13 protein-coding genes are annotated in these 17,916 nt (G+C 72.4%); 6 read left to right on the top strand and 7 right to left on the bottom strand.

Going from position 1 to position 17,916, the window contains the following annotated elements:
• The first annotated feature begins 170 nt into the window (after nucleotides 1-170).
• The 3 genes from AB0K14_RS32960 to AB0K14_RS32950 all read left to right on the top strand — a co-directional run bounded on the left by AB0K14_RS32960 (nucleotide 171) and on the right by AB0K14_RS32950 (nucleotide 3,953).
• A complete protein-coding gene (locus AB0K14_RS32960; protein ID WP_360457959.1) occupies nucleotides 171-1,184 on the top strand; it encodes a hydroxyacid dehydrogenase in 1,014 nt (337 codons plus the stop codon).
• A 79-nt stretch (nucleotides 1,185-1,263) separates the two neighbouring features.
• Nucleotides 1,264-3,135: a DUF2264 domain-containing protein gene (locus tag AB0K14_RS32955; RefSeq protein WP_360457962.1), complete on the top strand. Its 1,872-nt coding sequence runs from the start codon at nucleotides 1,264-1,266 to the stop codon at nucleotides 3,133-3,135.
• Complete coding sequence (locus AB0K14_RS32950; protein ID WP_360457965.1) at nucleotides 3,132-3,953, top strand: sugar phosphate isomerase/epimerase family protein; 822 nt, start codon at nucleotides 3,132-3,134, stop codon at nucleotides 3,951-3,953. The genes AB0K14_RS32955 and AB0K14_RS32950 overlap by 4 nt, the downstream gene beginning before the upstream one ends.
• A gap of 63 nt (nucleotides 3,954-4,016) precedes the next feature.
• Here AB0K14_RS32950 and AB0K14_RS32945 read toward each other — a convergent pair whose 3' ends face one another.
• From AB0K14_RS32945 to narJ, 5 genes are all read right to left on the bottom strand, one after another.
• Entirely contained in the window at nucleotides 4,017-5,702 is a 1,686-nt protein-coding gene (locus AB0K14_RS32945; protein ID WP_360457968.1) for an acyltransferase, read from the bottom strand.
• The gene (locus AB0K14_RS32940; protein WP_360458002.1) at nucleotides 5,699-6,949 is read right to left on the bottom strand and encodes an MFS transporter; all 1,251 of its coding nucleotides are present in this window, start codon (nucleotides 6,947-6,949) and stop codon (nucleotides 5,699-5,701) included. The genes AB0K14_RS32945 and AB0K14_RS32940 overlap by 4 nt, the downstream gene beginning before the upstream one ends.
• A 5-nt stretch (nucleotides 6,950-6,954) precedes the next feature.
• Entirely contained in the window at nucleotides 6,955-8,259 is a 1,305-nt protein-coding gene (locus AB0K14_RS32935) for a diguanylate cyclase (protein ID WP_360458005.1), read from the bottom strand.
• Nucleotides 8,260-8,469: 210 nt separating this feature from the next.
• Nucleotides 8,470-9,195, bottom strand: a complete 726-nt coding sequence (gene narI, locus AB0K14_RS32930; RefSeq protein ID WP_360457971.1) for a respiratory nitrate reductase subunit gamma — start codon at nucleotides 9,193-9,195, stop codon at nucleotides 8,470-8,472.
• Nucleotides 9,192-9,863, bottom strand: a complete 672-nt coding sequence (narJ, locus tag AB0K14_RS32925) for a nitrate reductase molybdenum cofactor assembly chaperone (RefSeq protein ID WP_360457974.1) — start codon at nucleotides 9,861-9,863, stop codon at nucleotides 9,192-9,194. Before narJ ends, narI begins: the two co-directional genes overlap by 4 nt.
• Before the next feature lie 104 nt (nucleotides 9,864-9,967).
• Between narJ and AB0K14_RS32920 the strand changes: the two genes are divergently transcribed.
• Nucleotides 9,968-10,111: a helix-turn-helix domain-containing protein gene (locus tag AB0K14_RS32920; RefSeq protein ID WP_360457977.1), complete on the top strand. Its 144-nt coding sequence runs from the start codon at nucleotides 9,968-9,970 to the stop codon at nucleotides 10,109-10,111.
• Nucleotides 10,112-10,126: 15 nt separating this feature from the next.
• The gene (locus AB0K14_RS32915; protein WP_360457980.1) at nucleotides 10,127-11,110 is read left to right on the top strand and encodes an RNA-guided endonuclease TnpB family protein; all 984 of its coding nucleotides are present in this window, start codon (nucleotides 10,127-10,129) and stop codon (nucleotides 11,108-11,110) included.
• 99 nt (nucleotides 11,111-11,209) lie between these two features.
• Here the strand turns inward: AB0K14_RS32915 and narH are convergent, their stop codons facing one another.
• Nucleotides 11,210-12,886, bottom strand: coding sequence for a nitrate reductase subunit beta (gene narH / locus AB0K14_RS32910; RefSeq protein ID WP_360457983.1), 1,677 nt, complete (start codon nucleotides 12,884-12,886; stop codon nucleotides 11,210-11,212).
• Nucleotides 12,886-16,584: a nitrate reductase subunit alpha gene (locus AB0K14_RS32905; RefSeq protein WP_360457986.1), complete on the bottom strand. Its 3,699-nt coding sequence runs from the start codon at nucleotides 16,582-16,584 to the stop codon at nucleotides 12,886-12,888. The genes narH and AB0K14_RS32905 overlap by 1 nt, the downstream gene beginning before the upstream one ends.
• 743 nt (nucleotides 16,585-17,327) lie before the next feature.
• On the opposite strand from AB0K14_RS32905, the gene AB0K14_RS32900 reads away from it, so the two are divergent.
• Entirely contained in the window at nucleotides 17,328-17,708 is a 381-nt protein-coding gene (locus AB0K14_RS32900; RefSeq protein ID WP_360457988.1) for a VOC family protein, read from the top strand.
• The last annotated feature ends 208 nt before the right edge of the window (nucleotides 17,709-17,916 follow it).

Below are 17,916 nucleotides of genomic sequence, written 5' to 3'. Positions count from 1 at the left end.
TCGTCAACGCCTTGCGCATCGACTGCGGGAAGGTGTAACCGCACGTCACCGCGATCGGGTGAGACCGGCCGTCGACGTTGTGAGCGCGATGCCCGGTGCGTACAGTGGAACTCGATGCAAACGGTTACATCGACCAGCCGCCAGTCGGCCCTCCGATAGGAGCCCACTCCGTGCCACGGCGACCCGTTGCGGTCTTCGCCCTCGCTCCCTGGGCGTTCGCCGACGTCTTCCCCGCCGACGTCGTCGCCCGGTTGCGCCAACTCGTGGACGTCGACCCGGCGACCACCCTCACCTCGTTCGACGGGCCGGTCGCCGCCGCGGCCCTGGCGGAGGCGGACATCCTGCTCACCGGCTGGGGATCCCCGCGCGTGGACGCCGACGTGCTGGCCGCCGCTCCGGGGCTGCGCGCCGTCGTGCACGCCGCGGGCACGGTCAAGAACTGCATCGACCCGGTGGTGTTCGAGCGCGGCCTCGTCGTGTCCTCCGCCGCCGAGGTCAACGCGGTCCCGGTGGCCGACTACACGATGGCCATGCTCGTGCTGGGCGTCAAGCACGCGTTCAGCCGCGCCCGGAGGTACGCGACCGCCGCCGAGGACACGCCCCGCGACTGGGTGTCCGGGACCGGGACCGGGCTGCACGACTGCACGGTCGGGGTGGTCGGCGCGTCCCGGGTCGGCCGCCTGGTGTTGCGACGACTCCGGGCGTTCGAGGTCGAGGTCCTGCTCCACGACCCGCACGTGGCCCCCGCGGAAGCCGCCCGCCTGGGCGTCGAGTTGGTGGGCGTGGACGACCTGTGCCGCCGCAGCGCCGTGGTCACCGTGCACGCCCCGGCGCTGCCCGAGACCCGTCACATGCTCGACGACCGCCGGCTGGGCCTGCTGCCCGCGGGCGCGCTCGTGGTCAACACCGCCCGCGGCTCGCTGATCGACACCGAGGCCCTGACCCGGGCGTGCGCCACCGGCCGGATCTCCGCCATCCTGGACGTGACCGAACCCGAGCCGCTGCCGCCCGGGCACCCGCTCTTCAGCCTGCCCAACGTCCTGATCACCCCGCACCTGGCGGGAGCCCAGGGGCGCGAGGTGCGACGGCTCGGCGAGTTCGCCGTGGCCGAGGTGGGCCGGTTCCTCAAGGGTGCGCTGCTGGTCGGCCGGGTGGAGCCGGAGCGCCTGCCCTACACGGCATGACGGTGCGGCCGTCCGGCAACCGGTGCGTGATGCTTCCGCCCACCCCACCCGTGCACCGCGAGCGAGAGGAGCGAACCGCGTGAACCCCGTGGCCGACGTGGCGGAGGACCGAGAGCTCAGCCCGCGCACCGGGTACACCCGCGCCCACTGGGAGACCGCCGCGGACGCGTTGCTGACCGGCGCGTGGCGGTGGGCGAGCGCCGGCGGTGCCCGGCTGGACCTGCCCGGCCCGGCGTCGGGCAGCGGCGTGCGCAGCGACGGCCTGGAGGGGTTCGCGAGGACCATGCTCACCGCCGCCTACCGGGTCGCGGGCGCGGGCGGCGACGACCCGCGCGGCTGGCTGGCGCGCTACGCCGACGGGCTCGACGCCGGCACCCGCACGCCCGGCGCGGACGACGCCGAGTCGTGGCCGGTGATCCGCGACCACCACGTGCAGGGCCAGCCGCTGGTCGAGGCGGCGTCGGTGGCGCTCGCCCTGCGGGTGAGCCGGCCGTGGCTGTGGGACCGGCTGGACGAGACCGTGCGCGACCGCGTCGAGTCGTGGCTGCGCGACGCCCTGCACGCGCTGCCCGCCCCGAACAACTGGTACCTCTTCCCGTACTCGGTGGCCGGGTTCCTGGAGTCCGCGGGCCGGGGCGACGCCGACACCGCCCGCGTCCGGCACCGCGCCCTGGAGCTGCTGGAGGCGTGGTACCGGGGCCAGGGCTGGTACTCCGACGGCGACGGCCGCGCCTTCGACCACTACAACGGCTGGGCGCTGCACCTGTACCCGGTGCTCGACGCGCACCTGGCCGGCACCACCACCCCGCACGGCGACCGCCTGCGCGAACACCTCTCCGGGTTCTCGCTGCTGTTCGGCGGCGACGGTGCGCCGATCCACCAGGGCAGGTCGCTGACCTACCGGTTCGCCGCCGGCGCGGCCGTCGCCGTGGGCGCGGTCACCGGCCACACGCCGCTCGCGCCCGGGGTGTCGCGGCGACTGCTCAGCGGGTGCCTGCGCTACTTCCTCGACCGCGGGGCGGTGGACGACCGCGGCCTGCTCACCCTCGGCTGGCACGGCCCGCACGCGCCGGTCGTGCAGCACTACTCCGGACCGGCCTCGCCGTACTGGGCGTCCAAGGCGTTCGCGTGCCTGCTCGCCGGGCCGGACGACCCGCTGTGGACCGACGTCGAGCGGGACGCGCCCGTCGAGGAGCGCGACCGGGTGCTGAGCCTGTCCGCACCGGGCTTCCTGGTGCACACCACGGCGGCCGACGGGATCGCCCGGCTGCACAACCACGGCAGCGACCACGTGCGCCCGGGCCACGCGGAGACCGCCGACGGCGACGACCCGCACTACGGCCGGTTCGCCTACTCCACCCGCACCGGTCCCACGCCCGCGGGCAACCCGGTCGACAACCACTTCGCGGTGGTGTGCCGCGGCCTGCGCGGCGTCCGTCGACGCATCCACCCGCTCGGCGCGGGCCACGGTGACGGCTGGGGCTGGGCCGCCTCCTGGTGCCGACCCGTGTTCCCCGGCGGCTCACCGCTGGTGCCCGCGCTGCGCGTGGAGAGCGTCGTCGTCGCACGCGGGCCGTTCGAGCTGCGGGTGCACCGCGTGGTGGGCGCGCCGGCCGGGGCCGCGGTCGAGCTGACCGGGTGGGCCGTCGGCAGGGACGAGCCGTTGTGCTCGGCGGTGCACCCGTTGCACGGCTGGGACTCCGCGGACGAGGCCGTCGCACCGGGCGGCACCGCGTTCACCCCGTCGGCGCGCGTGCCGAGGCTGCGCGGCACCACCACCGGCACCTCGGTCCACGCCGCGCTCGCGGTGCTCACCGCCGAACCGGGACCACCGGACCTCGCCGGCGTGGTCACGGGCGTGGCGGCGGGACCGGACGCGGTCGAGGTGCGCTGGTCGGACGGCCGGGTGACGCTGGTGTCGTTCGTGCCGCTGGAGGTGGCGCACCGGTGAGCGGGTGGCGGTTCGCGGTGAGCACGCTCGGTGCACCCGGTGTGCCGGTGCGGGAGAACGCGCGCGTGGCGGCGTCGCACGGCTGCCACGGCTTGGAGATCCGTGCGCACCCCGACGAGGAGGTCCACCCCGGGATGTCGCCCGCGCGTGCGGCCGGGGCACGTGACCGGGTCGCCGCTGCCGGCCTGGTGATCGCCTGCCTGGCGGGGTACCCGAAGGTGTGCCGACCGGGACCGGACGGGCCGGTGGTCGACGAACTGCGCGCCCTGGTGGAGCTGGCGGTGCTGCTCGGCGCGCCCTCGGTGCGGGTGTTCCCCGGTGGCCACGACGACGGGCGCGGGTTGGAGCGCATCGCCGCCGTGCTGCCCGACCTGCGCGCCGCCGGTGTGCGGCTGCTGGTCGAGACCCACGACTCGCACCCGACCGGCGAGACCGCGCGACGCCTGGTCGCCCCGTTCGGTGAGCCCGAGCGGGTGGCCGTGCTGTGGGACGCGGTGCACCCGTGGCGGGCGGGCGAGCCGCCGGCGCGCACCCGTGCGGTGCTGGGGGAGTACCTGGGCTACTTCCAGGTCAAGGACGTGGGCGCGGACGGCCCGACCCCCGTGCCGCCGGGGGAGGGCGCGGTACCGCTGGAGGAGTGCGGTCGGCTGCTGGCCGACTGGTCGGGCTGGGTGTCGCTGGAGTGGGAGCGTGCCTGGTACCCCGACATCGCACCGCTGCCCGTGCCGCTGCGCGCCGCCGCCGACTGGTACGCCCGGTGGCGACCGGCGGTCAACGCCTCGCCGTGGACGCGGCCACCCGGCAACGCATCGCCGTAAGTCTCCGGATGGGGCCACCCGGACACGCCTCGCCGTGAGGGTCGCCGGATGCGGCTACCCGGATCACGGGAGGCTGATGGCCGGCTCGGGCCGGTGCACGCCGCGCGGGCGGTAACCGAGGGCGTCGGCGAGGCCGAGCAGGTCGGCGAGCAGCCAGATCACCGCCGACCACATCTCGGTGCCCTGGAGACCCGGTGCCGTGGCGGGAAGGCCGGTGGTCGTGGGGTGCGGCGCCCGGAAGCCGAAACCGGCGCCGTCGGTCCAGTGGCCCAGCGCGTCGGCGAGCAGTCGGCGGGCGACCGCCAGGACCTCGTCGGTGCGGTGTCCGGTGTGGCGGGTCAGCCAGAGCGGGTGGGCGACGTCGAGGACGTTGCAGGCGTTCTGCCTCTCCGGCCGGAAGAAGCGGGCGTCGCGGACGTGCTCCAGGACCGTGTCGACGACCCGCTCCGGACGGGGCACGGGGAGGCCGAACTGGGCGAACGTGCCGCGTGAGGCCCGGTAGAAGCCGTTGACGACCTGGAGCAGGCCGTCGTCGGGCGCCGGTCGACCCCACGTGCCGGTGCGGGGGTCGACGGTGGTGACCAGCCAGCCGAAGAGGGCTTCGGTGGCGCCGGGGGTGCCGCGGTCGCCGCGTCGCCGGTTCCAGTGCAGGGCGGTGCCGAGGGCGTCCACCCAGGCGCCCGCCGACCAGGCGGCGGTGGTCCACGGCTGCCGCTCCAACCCGGCGACGACCTGTTCGGCGGTCGCGCGGGAGGCGACGTGGACCGGCTCGGCGAAGTCGCTGCCCAGCAGGTCCAGCGCGTAGCCGACGGACAGCACGTGGTAGGCGGCGTCCGGGTCGGCCAAGCCGTCGTGGGCGGCCTCGACGGTGCCGTCCGGTCGGAGCCTGCCGACCAGGCCGGTCTCCGGGTCCTGCCAGCCGCGCAGCCGGTCCACCTGGGCTCGGGCGGGCAGCGGGTCGGGCGCACGGCCGAGCAGCAGGTCGGCTATCTCGATCGCGTCGCACTGGGCGCGGACGGTCGGCGCGGCACCCGGTGCATCGGCGAACAGCCCCAGGTCGGGGTTCCAGCAGCGCGCCAACACCGAAGGCGCCTGGGCACGGGCGGTCTCGGCGAAGGCGGTGAGCGCGCCCACGAGGTCGTCCGAACGCGGGGCGAGCGCGGGCACGCGCCACCGCAGGACCCTGGCGGGGTTGCCGCCGACGATCGCGCCGGCCGGGACGTCCTTGGTGACCACCGCGCCGGCGGCGATCACGGACCGGTCGCCGACCGTCACCCCGTCCAGGACGACGACGTGCGAGCCGATCCAGACGTCGTCGCCGACGGTGATGCCGAGGGAGCGCAGGGGCTGCCGGAACACCTCGGTGTCGGGGTCGTCGGCGGTGTGGTTGAAGCCGAGGATCGAGGTGTGCGCGCCGATGCGCACGGCGTTGCCCAGGCGGATGTCACCGCGCACCACCGCGTACGGGTTGATCGTGCAGTCGCGCCCGGCGTGCAGCGACCCGCTGAGGTAAGCGCCCGCGGCGACGTAGCTCCGGTGGCCGAGGCGGAACTCCTCGTTCTGCACGGAGGCGAGTTCGGAGAGGAAGCAGCGCTCGCCGATCTCGTAGCCGCGGTGCTCGACGAGGTCACGCCGCAGGTCGAGCTGGCGCTGCCGCGCCCGGTCGTCGGCCTCGTCCCAGAAGGACCAGGGCGAGTAGTCGAAGTGGTTGCGGTCGAACGGCCGGTCGTCGGCGGGGAGCCCGGTCATGGAACGCGCTTTCCTCCTGGCTGGTCCAGGGTTTCACGGGTGGCGCCGCTGCGCCGCCACAGCACGCCGACGGCCAGGGCGGCGAGCACGCCCAGTACACCACCGGCCGCGACGACCTGGTGCGGTGGGGCGTGCTCGGCGGCCAGCCCGGCGGCGGCGACACCGAGGCCCTGGGCGACCTTGAGCGCGGTGATGGCCAGGCCGTAGACCTGACCGCGGGCCTCGTCGGGGGTCCACAGGGCGAAGGTGGGCGAGGCGATGGCGTGGTAGGCGCTGGCCGCGCCGGACACCACGAACAGCAGCACGAGGACGGGCAGGTCGGGGTTCAGGGCGCAGCCGATCAGCGGCGCGCTGGTCGCCACGGCCAGCACCGGCAGGGCGCGCAGCTGGGTGGCCTCCGGGCGGGTGGCCACGACCAGGCTCGCCAGCGCGCAGCCGGCGGGGTAGGCGGCGAACAGCAGCCCGGCCGCGACCGGCCCGCCGCCGAGCCGGTCGGCCAGCGGCACGGCCAGCGCCTCCCCGCTGATGTAGAACGCCGACAGCGACGCGAAGCCGATCAGCGCCAGGAGGCGCCGGTCGCGCCAGACCAGCACCGCGCCGGCGGTCATCGCACGCCACCAACCGGGCCGCGGCGCACCTGGTGCGCCGGGTGCGGGGCGGGACTTGACCCGCCACGCCACGAGTGCGGCCGACACCGCGAACGACACGGCGTCCAGCAGCAGGACACCGCTGGTGCCCAGGACGATCACCAGGACACCGCCGGCGGCGAACCCGGCGACCTGGGCGGCCTGGCTCACCGTGGACAGCGCGGCGGCGCCCGCGCGGAACGCCGGACCGGGCAGCACGTGCGGCAGCAGCGCGGTCCGCGCCGGCACGGCGGGCGCACCGGCCAGTTGCAGCAGCACCAGCAGCCCGCAGACCACCGGCCACGGCACGACGGGCACCGCCATCGCCGCGACCAGCACGGCCCGCACCAGGTCCGAGCACACCATCACGGCGCGCCGGGGGTACCTGTCGGCCAAGCCCGCCAGCAGTGGGCCGCCGATCAGGTCGGGCAGGAAGGTCAGGGCGTAGGTGATCGCCGCCCACGCGGGGGAGCCGGTGTCGCGGAACACCAGCACGGTGAGCGCGACCCGGGCGAACTGGTCCCCGACGGTGGAGACGGTGTGCGCGACGAACAACGCGCGGAACTCGGCGGAGGCGAACACCTCGCGGTACCGGGCGGGTCCACCGTTCTGCGGCACCATCCCGGTCAACCGGCGCTGCCGGCCGGTGCGGACTCCACCCGGTCCCGCCCGTTCCGCTTCGCCCGGTACAGGGCGGTGTCGGCGGCCAGCAGCAGTTCGTCCACGGTCGCGCCGTGGGCCGGGTACGCCGCCACCCCCAGGGACGCGGTGATGCGCAGGTCGCCGTCGGTGCCGTGGACGGCGCCGGGCAGGTCGGTCAGCGGCGCCCGCACCGCGGCGCGGATCCGCTCGGCGACCTGCCGGGCGGCGGTCGGGTCGGCGCCGGGCAGCAGCACCACGAACTCCTCCCCACCCCACCGGCCCACCAGGTCCCCGTCCCGGACCTGGCGGCGCAGCTCGGTCGCCACGGCGCGCAGCGCGTGATCACCGGCCAGGTGCCCGCGGGTGTTGTTGATGTGGCTGAAGTGGTCGAGGTCGAGCAGCAGCACACCCATCGGCGCACCGGTGGCACCGGCGCGGGTCAGCTCGGCGGTCGCCCGCTCGGTCCAGGCCACCGAGGTCAGCGCGCCGGTCTTGCCGTCCACCCGGGCGGCGGTGCGGTACACCGGCAGCAGCAGCCCCAGGTGCATCCCGAGCATGGTCACCACCAGCACCGGCATCACCCACGGCGCCGTCACCAGCACCACCGCCAGGCCCGTGCCCAGACCGATCGACGCGGCGATGACCAGCTGCTGGCTCAGCGGCCCGAGCACGTCGCGGCCCGGCCGCGCCGGCGTCGACAGCAGGATCGCGCCGACCACCAGGGCCAGGTTGACCAACCAGTACGCCACACCGGCCGCCACCAGGACGCCGAGGGAGACCGGGCCGGTCAGCTGCGCGGCGTGCGGGAGCGCCGGGTCCGGGTGCACCGCCAGCAGGATCGCGCCCGCCGACCAGCAGCCCAGCAGCACCGTCGCGGCGGAGAAGGCCTTGCGGTGCAGGGGGCTGTGCCGGTAGATCCTCAGCCACCCGTAGCCGTAGCTCACCGCGACCAACCCGGCCAGCAACGGCGGTGGCAGCACCAGCACGCCCGCGAACAGCCAGATCGACTGCGGGTGGGCGTAGGGGCTGCCCTCGGCCGCGACCTCGCGCACCCGCTCCAGCCCGCGCGCCGCCTCGAAGTGCACCACCGCCGCACCGGCCAGCACGCCGAACCACACCCAGTGCCGTGCCGTCACCGGTGTCACGGTCGCGCTCGCCACCACGGCGACGACCGCCACCAGCTCCACACCCAACACGTAGAACAAGACCGCGCGTGGCGCCCGCCACAGCGACCAGCCACGACACCACCGCACCGGGGATGCGCGCCGACCCGTGCCGCCAGCGACCATGGGAGCCACCACCTCACCTCAGGTGAGGGACACGGTAACCAGACGCTCACCCAGCGTCGAGCACCCCACGGGAGACCAGCATGAACACCACCATCACCACCACCGGCCGCCCGAACGACTGGCGGACCGGCCGTCCCAACGACTGGCGGCGCTGAAGGTCACCACCGGGCAGCCCGACCACGCCCCGCGCGCGGTCGGGCCCGCCCGGTCCTACTCGTGCTGGTCGCCCCACGCGCGGGCGTAGCGGCTGGTGTCTGGGCGTTGGGGGTCACGGCGGCGGTAGACCACGTACGGCCGGACGAGGTAGCCGACCGGGGCGCTGAACACGTGCACCAGGCGGGTGTACGGCCAGATGCCCAGCAGCACCAGGACGACCACGTTGTGCACCTGGAAGCTGAGCGGTGTGCCCGTCATCAGCTCCGGCCGCGCGGAGAAGGTGAACAGGCCGCGGAACCACACCGACACCGAGGCCCGGTAGTCGTAGCCGCCGCCGATCAGGTTCTCCCCCACGGTGTTGTACATCCCGGTGACGATCGCCGCCGCGAGGAACGCGTACATGATCTTGTCGCCGCGTGTGGTGGCCATGCGCACCGCGGACACCCTGATCCGGCGGTACAGCAGGATCGCCACGCCCGCCACGGTTGCCACGCCCGCCAGCGTCCCGGCCGTCACGGAGACCACGTGGTACATCCCGTCGGAGATCCCGACGAACTCGGTCCAGCTCTTCGGGACCAGCAGGCCGAGCACGTGGCCGCCGATCACGGCGAGCAACCCGAAGTGGAACAGCGGGCTGCCCAGGCGCAGCAACCTGCTCTCGTGCATCTGCGAGGACCGGGTCGTCCAGCCGAACTGGTCGTGCCGGTAGCGCCAGACGTGGCCGACCAGGAACGAGGTCAGCGCGATGTACGGCAGGGCCAGCCACAGCAGCGTGCTCATCGTCGTCCTCCCGACTCGGCGTGCAGCGCGGGGTCCATCGCGAACGGCTCCAGGCCCACGTCCTCCTCGGGCGGGCCTTCCGCGGCCAGCGTCGCGATCTTGCGCCGGTCGGCGGCACTGAGCTCCGGCAAGGTGGCGCACACCGCGTCCAGCACGGCCAGGTACGGCGACCCACCCTCGGCGAGGGACAGCCGGACCATCTCCAGCACCGGGTGGTGCTCCACCAGCAGCCGACGGCCGGCGACGGGGTCGGCGGTCGCGGCGAACTCGAGCACGACCGCGAGGTGGTCGGGCAGTTCGTGCTCACCCAGCTCCACACCGGCCGCGCGGTAGGCGTGCTTGAACCGCAGCAGCGCCATGCCGCGCTTCCGGGTGTCGCCGTAGGCGTAGTACGACAGGTGCAGGCAGTTGCGCTTGCGCAGGTCGAAGGTCTCGACGTAGTGCTGCGCGAGCGCACCCCCCGTCGTGGACAGCGCGTGGTCGATGAACGCCACGAGCGAGGGCCCGGCGGGCGCCGGCAGGGACACCGCGGTCGCACGGAGGTCGGGCAGCATCGTGGTCACGGCCGCGCTGGGGTAGTCGATCAGGAGCGCGGCGATCCGCCACACCAGCCGACTCTCCCGCTCCGGGGGTCCATCCACCTTGTCCCGCTTGCGCAGCGCCTTCATCTGGGCTCCTGTCGGTCGATACCTCGGCCTTCACGCCGGGGAGGAAATGCGATGCCCTGGACTCGTGGCGATGGCTCAGCGGCGGTGGGATTAGTGTGTGAGGCGTGTCGTCGGGGTCGGTGGTGAAGCGGGCGTTCCGGTACCGCTTCTATCCGTCTGCGGCGCAGGAAGTGGAGTTGCTGCGCACGTTCGGGTGTGTGCGTCTGGTCTACAACCGGGCGTTGGAAACCCGCACCGCGGTGTGGTAAGGCGAGCAGCGCAGGGTGAACTACGCGCAGACCTCGGCGCTTCTCACGGAGTGGAAGAAGACCGACGGGCTGGCGTTTCTCAACGAGGTGTCGTCGGTGCCGTTGCAGCAGTCGCTGCGGCACCTCCAGACTGCGTTCACCGCGTTCTGGGAGAAGCGGTCCCGTTACCCGCGGTTCAAGTCCCGCAAGCGCGGCAAGGCTTCCGCCGAGTACACCCGGTCGGCGTTCCGCTGGCGCGACGGGCGGCTGACCCTGGCGAAGACGGCCGAGCCGCTGGACATCGTGTGGTCCCGGCCGCTGCCCGAGGGGGCCGAGCCGTCCACGGTGACCGTCTCGCGCGACCCGGCCGGCCGATGGCACGTGTCGATCCTGGTGGAGACCACCGTCACCCATGTTGCGCCCATCGACCGTGTCGTGGGCGTCGACGCCGGGATCACCTCCCTGCTCACCCTCTCGACCGGGGAGAAGATCACCAACCCGAGGCACGAGCGACGGGACCGGGAACGCCTGGCTCGCACGCAGCGGGCACTGGCTCGCAAGCGGAAGGGCTCCGCCAACCGGGCCAGGTCCCGGCTGAGGGTGGCCCGTGTCCACGCCCGCATCGCCGACCGTCGGCGTGACCTGCTGCACAAATTGACCACTCGACTCGTCCGGGAGAACCAACTGGTCGTAATCGAGGACCTGGCGGTCCGCAACATGGTCAACCGGACCCTGGCCCGCGCCATATCCGACGCGTCCTGGTCGGACCTGCGGTCGATGCTGGAGTACAAGTGCCGCTGGTACGGCCGCGACCTGGTCGTGGTCGACCGGTGGCTGCCCAGCTCGAAGACCTGCTCGGCCTGCGGACGGCTCCGCGACCGCCTGCCGCTGCACGTCCGGGCCTGGACCTGCGAATGCGGGGCAGGGCACGATCGCGACGTCAACGCCGCGAAGAACATTCTGGCCGCCGGGCTGGCGGTCACCGCCTGTGGAGACGGTGTCAGACCAACCCGACGCTAGTCGGCGAGGCAACCGTCACAACCTCCCTCGGGAGAAGAAGCAGGAACTGCCGGGCGCAAGCCCGACGGGGAATCCCCTCCCTTCGGGGAGAGGCGGAAGTCAACCGATGGCCTCGGGTTCGTGTGCGGCGCCGTTGCCCGCGCCGCCGTCGGCCACCGCGCCGTTGCCCGCGGTCGCGTTGCCGCCGGTCGGGAAGAGGCCCTCGGTGCCGACCCCGTCCCAGTCGAGCAGGTTGATGCGCTTGGCCTTGTCGGGTGGTGCCGCGCCGTTGGTGTCGGTCAGCTGGAACTTCTCCGCCATCACGTCGAACGCGGTCATGCCGGGACCGCCGTCCTCGTCCAGGCTGCACCCGGTGGTCAGGGCCTCCAGCCGGTGCGCGTCCGACCCCGCGCCGCCGGGGATCACGTAGCGGTCCTCGTACTTGGCGATGGCGAGCAGGCGGTACATCGACTCGATCTCACCGGGCGCCAGCCGCACCGACGCGGCGATCGAGTCGTCCACGTCCTCACCGAGGTTGACCTTGCGCATGTGCGCGCGCATCGCGGCCAGCCGCTGCAACGACGCCCGCACCGGGCTCACGTCACCGGCGGTGAACAGCTCGGCCAGGTACTCCACCGGGATGCGCAGCGCGTCGATCGCGCCGAACAGGTTGCCCGCGGCCTCGCCGTCGTGGCCGGTCTGGCTCAGCACGTCGACCACGGGCGACAGCGGCGGCACGTACCAGACCATGGGCATGGTGCGGTACTCCGGGTGCAGCGGCAGCGCGAGCTGGTAGTCGACGATGAGCCGGTACACCGGGGAGTTCTGCGCGGCCTCGATCCACTCGCCGGAGATGCCCGCCCGCTCGGCCTCCTCGACCACGCGGGGGTCGTGCGGGTTGAGGAAGACGCCGAGCTGCGCGGGGTAGAGGTCCTTCTCGTCGCTCACCGCCGCCGCCTCGCCGACCTTGTCCGCGTCGTACAGCAGCACGCCGATGTAGCGCAGCCTGCCGACGCAGGTCTCCGAGCACACCGTCGGGATGCCCACCTCGACCCGCGGGTAGCAGAACGTGCACTTCTCCGCCTTGCCCGTCTTGTGGTTGAAGTAGATCTTCTTGTACGGGCAGCCGGTGACGCACTGCCGCCAGCCGCGGCACTTGTCCTGGTCCACCAGCACGATGCCGTCCTCGGCGCGCTTGTAGATCGCACCGGACGGGCAGGACGCCGCGCACGACGGGTTGAGGCAGTGCTCGCAGATGCGGGGCAGGTAGAACATGAACGTCTGCTCGAACTCCAGCTTGACCTGCTCGGAGAGCTTGCCCAGCAGGGGGTCCTTGCCGATCTGCTCCGGACCGCCGCCCAGGTCGTCGTCCCAGTTGGCGCCCCAGGTCACCTTCGTGTCCTCGCCGGTGATCGACGACTTCGGCTTGGCCGTGGGGGTGGTGTCCGAAGGCGGGGCCGACAGCAGGTTCTGGTAGTCGTAGGTCCACGGCTCGTAGTAGTCCGCCACCGTCGGCATGTCCGGGTTGGCGAAGATGTTCAGCAGCCGCTTCAGGCGCGAGCCGGTGCGCAGGGTCAGCTTGCCGCGCTTGTTCAGCGCCCAGCCGCCCTTCCACTTGTCCTGGTCCTGGTACTGGCGCGGGTAGCCCTGCCCCGGGCGGGTCTCGACGTTGTTGAACCACGCGTACTCGACCCCGCCGCGATTTGTCCACGCCTGCTTGCAAGTGACGCTGCACGTGTGGCAGCCGATGCACTTGTCCAGGTTCATCACCATGGCGAGCTGTGCCATCACGCGCATCAGTACTGCACCTCCTGGCTGCGGCGGCGAATGGTCGTGACCTCGTCCCGCTGGTTGCCCGTGGGACCGTGGTAGTTGAGCGCGAACGACTGCTGGGCGTACCCGCCGATGAGGTGCGACGGTTTGATCATCAGGCGGGTCAGCGCGTTGTGGATGCCGCCGCGCTTGCCGGTCGCCTCGGTCCGCGGCACGCCGACGGCCTTGTCCTGCGCGTGGTACATGAAGACCGTGCCCTCGGGCATCCGGTGGGAGACGATCGCGCGTGCCACCACGATCCCGTTGCGGTTGACCGCCTCGATCCAGTCGTTGTCCTTCACGCCGATCTTCTCGGCGTCCCGGTCCGACATCCAGATCGCCTGCCCGCCCCGCGACAGCGTGAGCATGTGCAGGTTGTCCTGGTAGGCCGAGTGGATCGACCACTTCGAGTGCGGCGTCAGGTACCGCACGGTCACCCCGCCGTTCACGCCGCCGTTCAGCGACCCGACCGACGGCTCGTTGAAGAGCGCGGTCATGTCGAGCGGTGGCCGGAAGATCGGCAGCTGCTCGCCGAGCTCGAACATCCAGTCGTGGTCGAGGAAGAAGTGCTGCCGCCCGGTGAGGGTGTGCCACGGCTTGAGCCGCTCGGTGTTGATCGTGAACGGCGAGTACCGCCTGCCGCCGGCCTCGCTGCCCGACCACTCCGGCGAGGTGATCACCGGCACCGGTCGGGCCTGGGTGTCGGGGAAGGTGATCCGCTTGCCCTCGCTCTCGGCGGCGAGGTCGGCGAGCTCGGTGCCGGTCCGGCGCTCCAGGGCGCGGAAGCCCTCCGTCGCCAGGCGACCGTTGGTCGTGCCGGACAGCGCCAGGATCGCCTCGGCGGCGTGGGTGTCCTTGGCCAGCGACGGCCGCCCGGCCGCGATGCCCGACGGGATCGTGCCGTTGGCGCCCTTGAGGTACTCCACCTCCTCGTCCGGGTGGACGGTGACGCCCTTGGTGGTCAGCCCGACCTGCTCGACCAGCGGCCCGAGGGCGGCCATCTTCTCCCCGACCGCCGGGTAGTCGCGCTCCACCACCACCAGCCGCGGCATCGTCTTGCCGGGGATCGGCTCGCACTCGCCGGCCTTCCAGTCCAGCACCTGCCCACCCGGCTGCGCGGTGGCGTCGACGGTGTCGTGGGTGAGCGCGACGGCCACGATGTCCTTGCGCTTGCCCAGGTGCTTCTCGGCCAGCCACGAGAAACCGCGGGCGATGCGGTGGAACGCCTCGAAGTCGGTCTTCGTCTCCCACGGCGGGGAGATCGCGGGCGAGAAGGCGTGCACGTAGGGGTGCATGTCGGTGGAGGACAGGTCGTGCTTCTCGTACCAGGTCGCCGCGGGCAGCACGACGTCGGAGAACAGCGTGGTCGAGGTCATCCGGAAGTCCAGTGACAGCAGCAGGTCCAGCTTGCCGACCGGCGCCTCGTCGCGCCAGGTCACGTCCTCCGGCCGCACCCCGTCGGCGTCGCGGGCGCGCAGGTTCGTGTCGGTGCCGAGCAGGTGCTTGAGGAAGTACTCGTTGCCCTTGGCCGACGAGCCGAGCAGGTTCGCCCGCCACACGGTGAGGACGCGCGGGAAGTTCTCCGGTGCGTCCGGGTCCTCGCAGGCGAACCGCAGGTGCCCGGACTTGAGCCCGTCCACCACGTGGTCCGCGGCGGGCTTGCCCAGCCGCTCCGCCTCGTCGGCCAGGTCGAGCGGGTTGCGGTTGAACGTCGGGTAGCTCGGCATCCACCCCAGCCGGGTCGCGAGCGCGATGTTGTCGGCCGCGGTGCGTCCGGCGAAGCGCCCGGTGCCCAGCGGTGAGGACATCACGTCCGAGGTGAACGGGTCGTAGCGCCACTGGTCGGTGGCCAGGTACCAGAAGATCGTGCCCTGCATGTGCCGGGGCGGGCGCTGCCAGTCCAACCCGAACGCCAGCGTCGACCACCCCGTGATCGGGCGGCACTTCTCCTGGCCGACGTAGTGCGCCCACCCGCCGCCGTTGACGCCCTGGCAGCCGGTCAGCATGGTCAGCGACAGGAACGAGCGGTAGATCTGGTCGGAGTGGAACCAGTGGTTGGTGCCCGCGCCCATGAGGATCATGGACCGGCCCTTCGAGCGCTCCGCGTTGTCGGCGAACTCCCGGCCGATCCGCTCGGCCGCGGCGGCGGGCACCCCGGTGATCCCCTCCTGCCAGGCGGGCGTGTAGGGCTGGGTGGCGTCGTCGTAGCCGGTGGGCCACTCGCCGGGCAGGTCGCCGCGGCGCACGCCGTACTGGGCGAGCAGCAGGTCGAACACCGTGGTCACCCGTCGACCCGCGACGATCCGGGTCGGCACGCCGCGGTGCAGCACGCCCGGCTCGGAGGTGTCGAACCGCGGCAGCGCGACGGTGACCGGGTCGCCGCCATGCACCGACAGCAGCGGGTCGACCTCGCCGAGGTCGAGGTTCCACCTGCCCTGCCCGGAGTCGGTGAACCGGTGTCCGAGCGATCCGGGCGGCACCACCGGCTCGCCGTCGGCGTCGAGGAGGACCGTCTTGGACTCCGCGCCCTCGGCGGTGTCGCCGAGGTCCGCGGCGGTGAGGAACTTCCCCGGCACGTGGCCGTCGTCGGTCTCGGTCAGGGTGACCAGGAACGGCAGGTCGGTGTACCGCTTGACGTAGTCGGTGAAGTACGGGGTGGTCTTCTCGACGAAGAACTCCCGCAGGATCACGTGTCCCATCGCCATGGCGAGCGCGGCGTCGGTGCCGGGGCGCGCGGGCAGCCACTCGTCGGCGAACTTGGTGTTGTCGGCGTAGTCCGGGGACACCACGACGACCTTCTGGCCGCGGTAGCGCGCCTCGGTCATGTAGTGCGCGTCGGGCGTGCGGGTGACCGGGACGTTCGAGCCCCACATGATCAGGTAGCCGGCGTCGAACCAGTCCGCCGACTCCGGCACGTCGGTCTGGTCGCCGAACACCTGCGGGCTCGCCACCGGCAGGTCGGCGTACCAGTCGTAGAAGCTCAGCATCGAGCCGCCGATCAGCGAGACGAACCGCGCCCCGGCCGCGTGGCTGACCATGGACATCGCCGGGATCGGCGAGAAGCCCGCGACCCGGTCCGGGCCGTACCGCTTGATCGTGTGCACGTGCGCGGCGGCGACCATTTCGGCCGCCTCCCACCACTCGGCGCGCACGAATCCGCCCATGCCGCGGGCGGCCTTGTAGCGGCGGGACTTCTCCGGGTCCTCGACGATGTCGGCCCAGGCGAGCACCGGGTCCTTCAGCCGTTGCTTCGCCTCGCGGTAGAAGTCCAGCAGCACGCCGCGCACGTACGGGTAGCGCACGCGGGCGGGGGAGTAGGTGTACCAGGAGAAGGAGGCGCCGCGCGGGCACCCGCGGGGCTCGTACTCCGGCTTGTCCGGGCCGATCGACGGGTAGTCGGTCTGCTGCGACTCCCAGGTGATCACGCCGTCCTTGACGTAGACCTTCCACGAGCAGGAGCCCGTGCAGTTCACCCCGTGGGTGGAGCGGACCACCTTGTCGTAGGCCCACCGGTCCCGGTAGAACACGTCGGCGCCGCGTCCACCGATCTGGTGCAGGGTGCGCCCGTCCGCGGAGGTCTCGCCTCGCTGGAAGTGCCTGGCCAGTCGCAGCAGCGAGTCGCCGATCTCGGATTCTTTCTCCGCACCGTCCGGACGAACGCTGCCGGCGGAGAAATTCGACACGGCGATCACCTCCGAGGTATTAGTGAATCGCAAATTCGGCAGTCGGTCGTTTATTGACCCTGCTCGGTCAGTCACGATAGGGGCCGGCAGGGTGGCTGCCAAGAAAGGATTGGAAGTCGCACGCTATCGCGCCGGAGGTGGTGAGCGTGACGTAACCTCGCGTTCACGACCGCCCTGCCCAGCGTGTCCGGGGCGTACTCGCATTACCTCGTCCCACCTGCGGCGACAGCCTCCATCCGCTCTGTCGGCACGGTGCGTGACGGGGCGTCGCCCGACAGGTCCACACGCATCTTTAACATCCAAGTCACATCGTCGGCGGTGCGAGAGTCGAACTACCGCCGGGTAGCGACCGGTATCCCGGATTTTCGGGACTCGAATTCGCCCCCGACGAGTGCCCGGTGTTAATGCCGACGGCAGAAGCGGTCGGTCGGGTGAATCCCGACGCGTGCGTTGTCGCAGCGGAGCCGGGAGCCGCGCGCCCTGGAGTGGCTGGGCTCGACCGGCTCCGCCGCGTCGTCCGGGCTTGTCTGCTCTCCCCCTGGCACCCGGACGCCTCGACTCTCCCGGCATCCGGTCGGACGTGTGCGCATCCCAAACGAATCCACAGCCGCCTCGTCGTCGCGGGCCTGGGCTCAATGCCGGTGACTCAGGGTCGACTGTGACCGCACACGGCGGCCGGCTGGGCGGTGGCGACGCGGGCAAATCGGTTGACCGGCAGGGATGCGGGCGATCACCGTGTGGCCATGCCGTCCACTATCCAGAACATCGCCTTCGACTGCGCGGATACCTACGCGTTGGGGCAGTGGTGGAGCCAGGTCGTCGGGCACCCGCTGCACCCGGAGGATCGCCCGGGGGACCTCGAGGCGCTCATCGAGATCCCCGGCGGCCCTGTGCTGTTCTTCAACCAGGTGCCGGAACCGAAGACGGTGAAGAACCGGGTGCACGTGTGCCTGCGCCCGGACGTCCCGCGCGACCAGGAGGTCGAACGGCTGCTCGCGCTCGGCGCCACGATGATCTCGGATCGGCGCGAGCCCGATGGCGGTGGGTGGGCGGTGCTGGCCGATCCCGAGGGCAACGAGTTCTGCGTCCTGCAGGGGCCTTCCGACACCCCGCCCACCCCCTGATCGCTGATCAGCGGCGTTGCCCGGGACATCCGAGGCAAGGTGCGGCCTGCACTGCCACGCGGCGAGTCAGCCATTCAATAACGGTCCTGAGCCACTGGTATCGGGCCTAGGCTCAATACCGGTGACTTAGAGTGGTTTGCGCTGTTTGTTGGCGGAGGCGGTGCGGTAGTGCGGTGCGATCCGGACTGTCTCGGCGGGGTCGCGGGTG

Source organism: Actinosynnema sp. NPDC050801, from assembly GCF_040673975.1.
In the GTDB taxonomy this organism is placed as follows: domain Bacteria; phylum Actinomycetota; class Actinomycetes; order Mycobacteriales; family Pseudonocardiaceae; genus Actinosynnema.
The sequence above is the reverse complement of the archived record's forward strand: the minus strand, read 5'-3'. Positions and strand labels throughout refer to the sequence as shown.

Coding starts and splice junctions, on each gene's coding strand:
- AB0K14_RS32945 (WP_360457968.1), bottom strand. CDS start 5,702: ATGACCGGGCTCCCCGCCGACGACCGGCCGTTCGACCGCAACCACTTC.
- AB0K14_RS32940 (WP_360458002.1), bottom strand. CDS start 6,949: ATGGTGCCGCAGAACGGTGGACCCGCCCGGTACCGCGAGGTGTTCGCC.
- narH (WP_360457983.1), bottom strand. CDS start 12,886: ATGCGCGTGATGGCACAGCTCGCCATGGTGATGAACCTGGACAAGTGC.
- narJ (WP_360457974.1), bottom strand. CDS start 9,863: ATGAAGGCGCTGCGCAAGCGGGACAAGGTGGATGGACCCCCGGAGCGG.
- AB0K14_RS32900 (WP_360457988.1), top strand. CDS start 17,328: ATGCCGTCCACTATCCAGAACATCGCCTTCGACTGCGCGGATACCTAC.
- narI (WP_360457971.1), bottom strand. CDS start 9,195: ATGAGCACGCTGCTGTGGCTGGCCCTGCCGTACATCGCGCTGACCTCG.
- AB0K14_RS32935 (WP_360458005.1), bottom strand. CDS start 8,259: ATGGTCGCTGGCGGCACGGGTCGGCGCGCATCCCCGGTGCGGTGGTGT.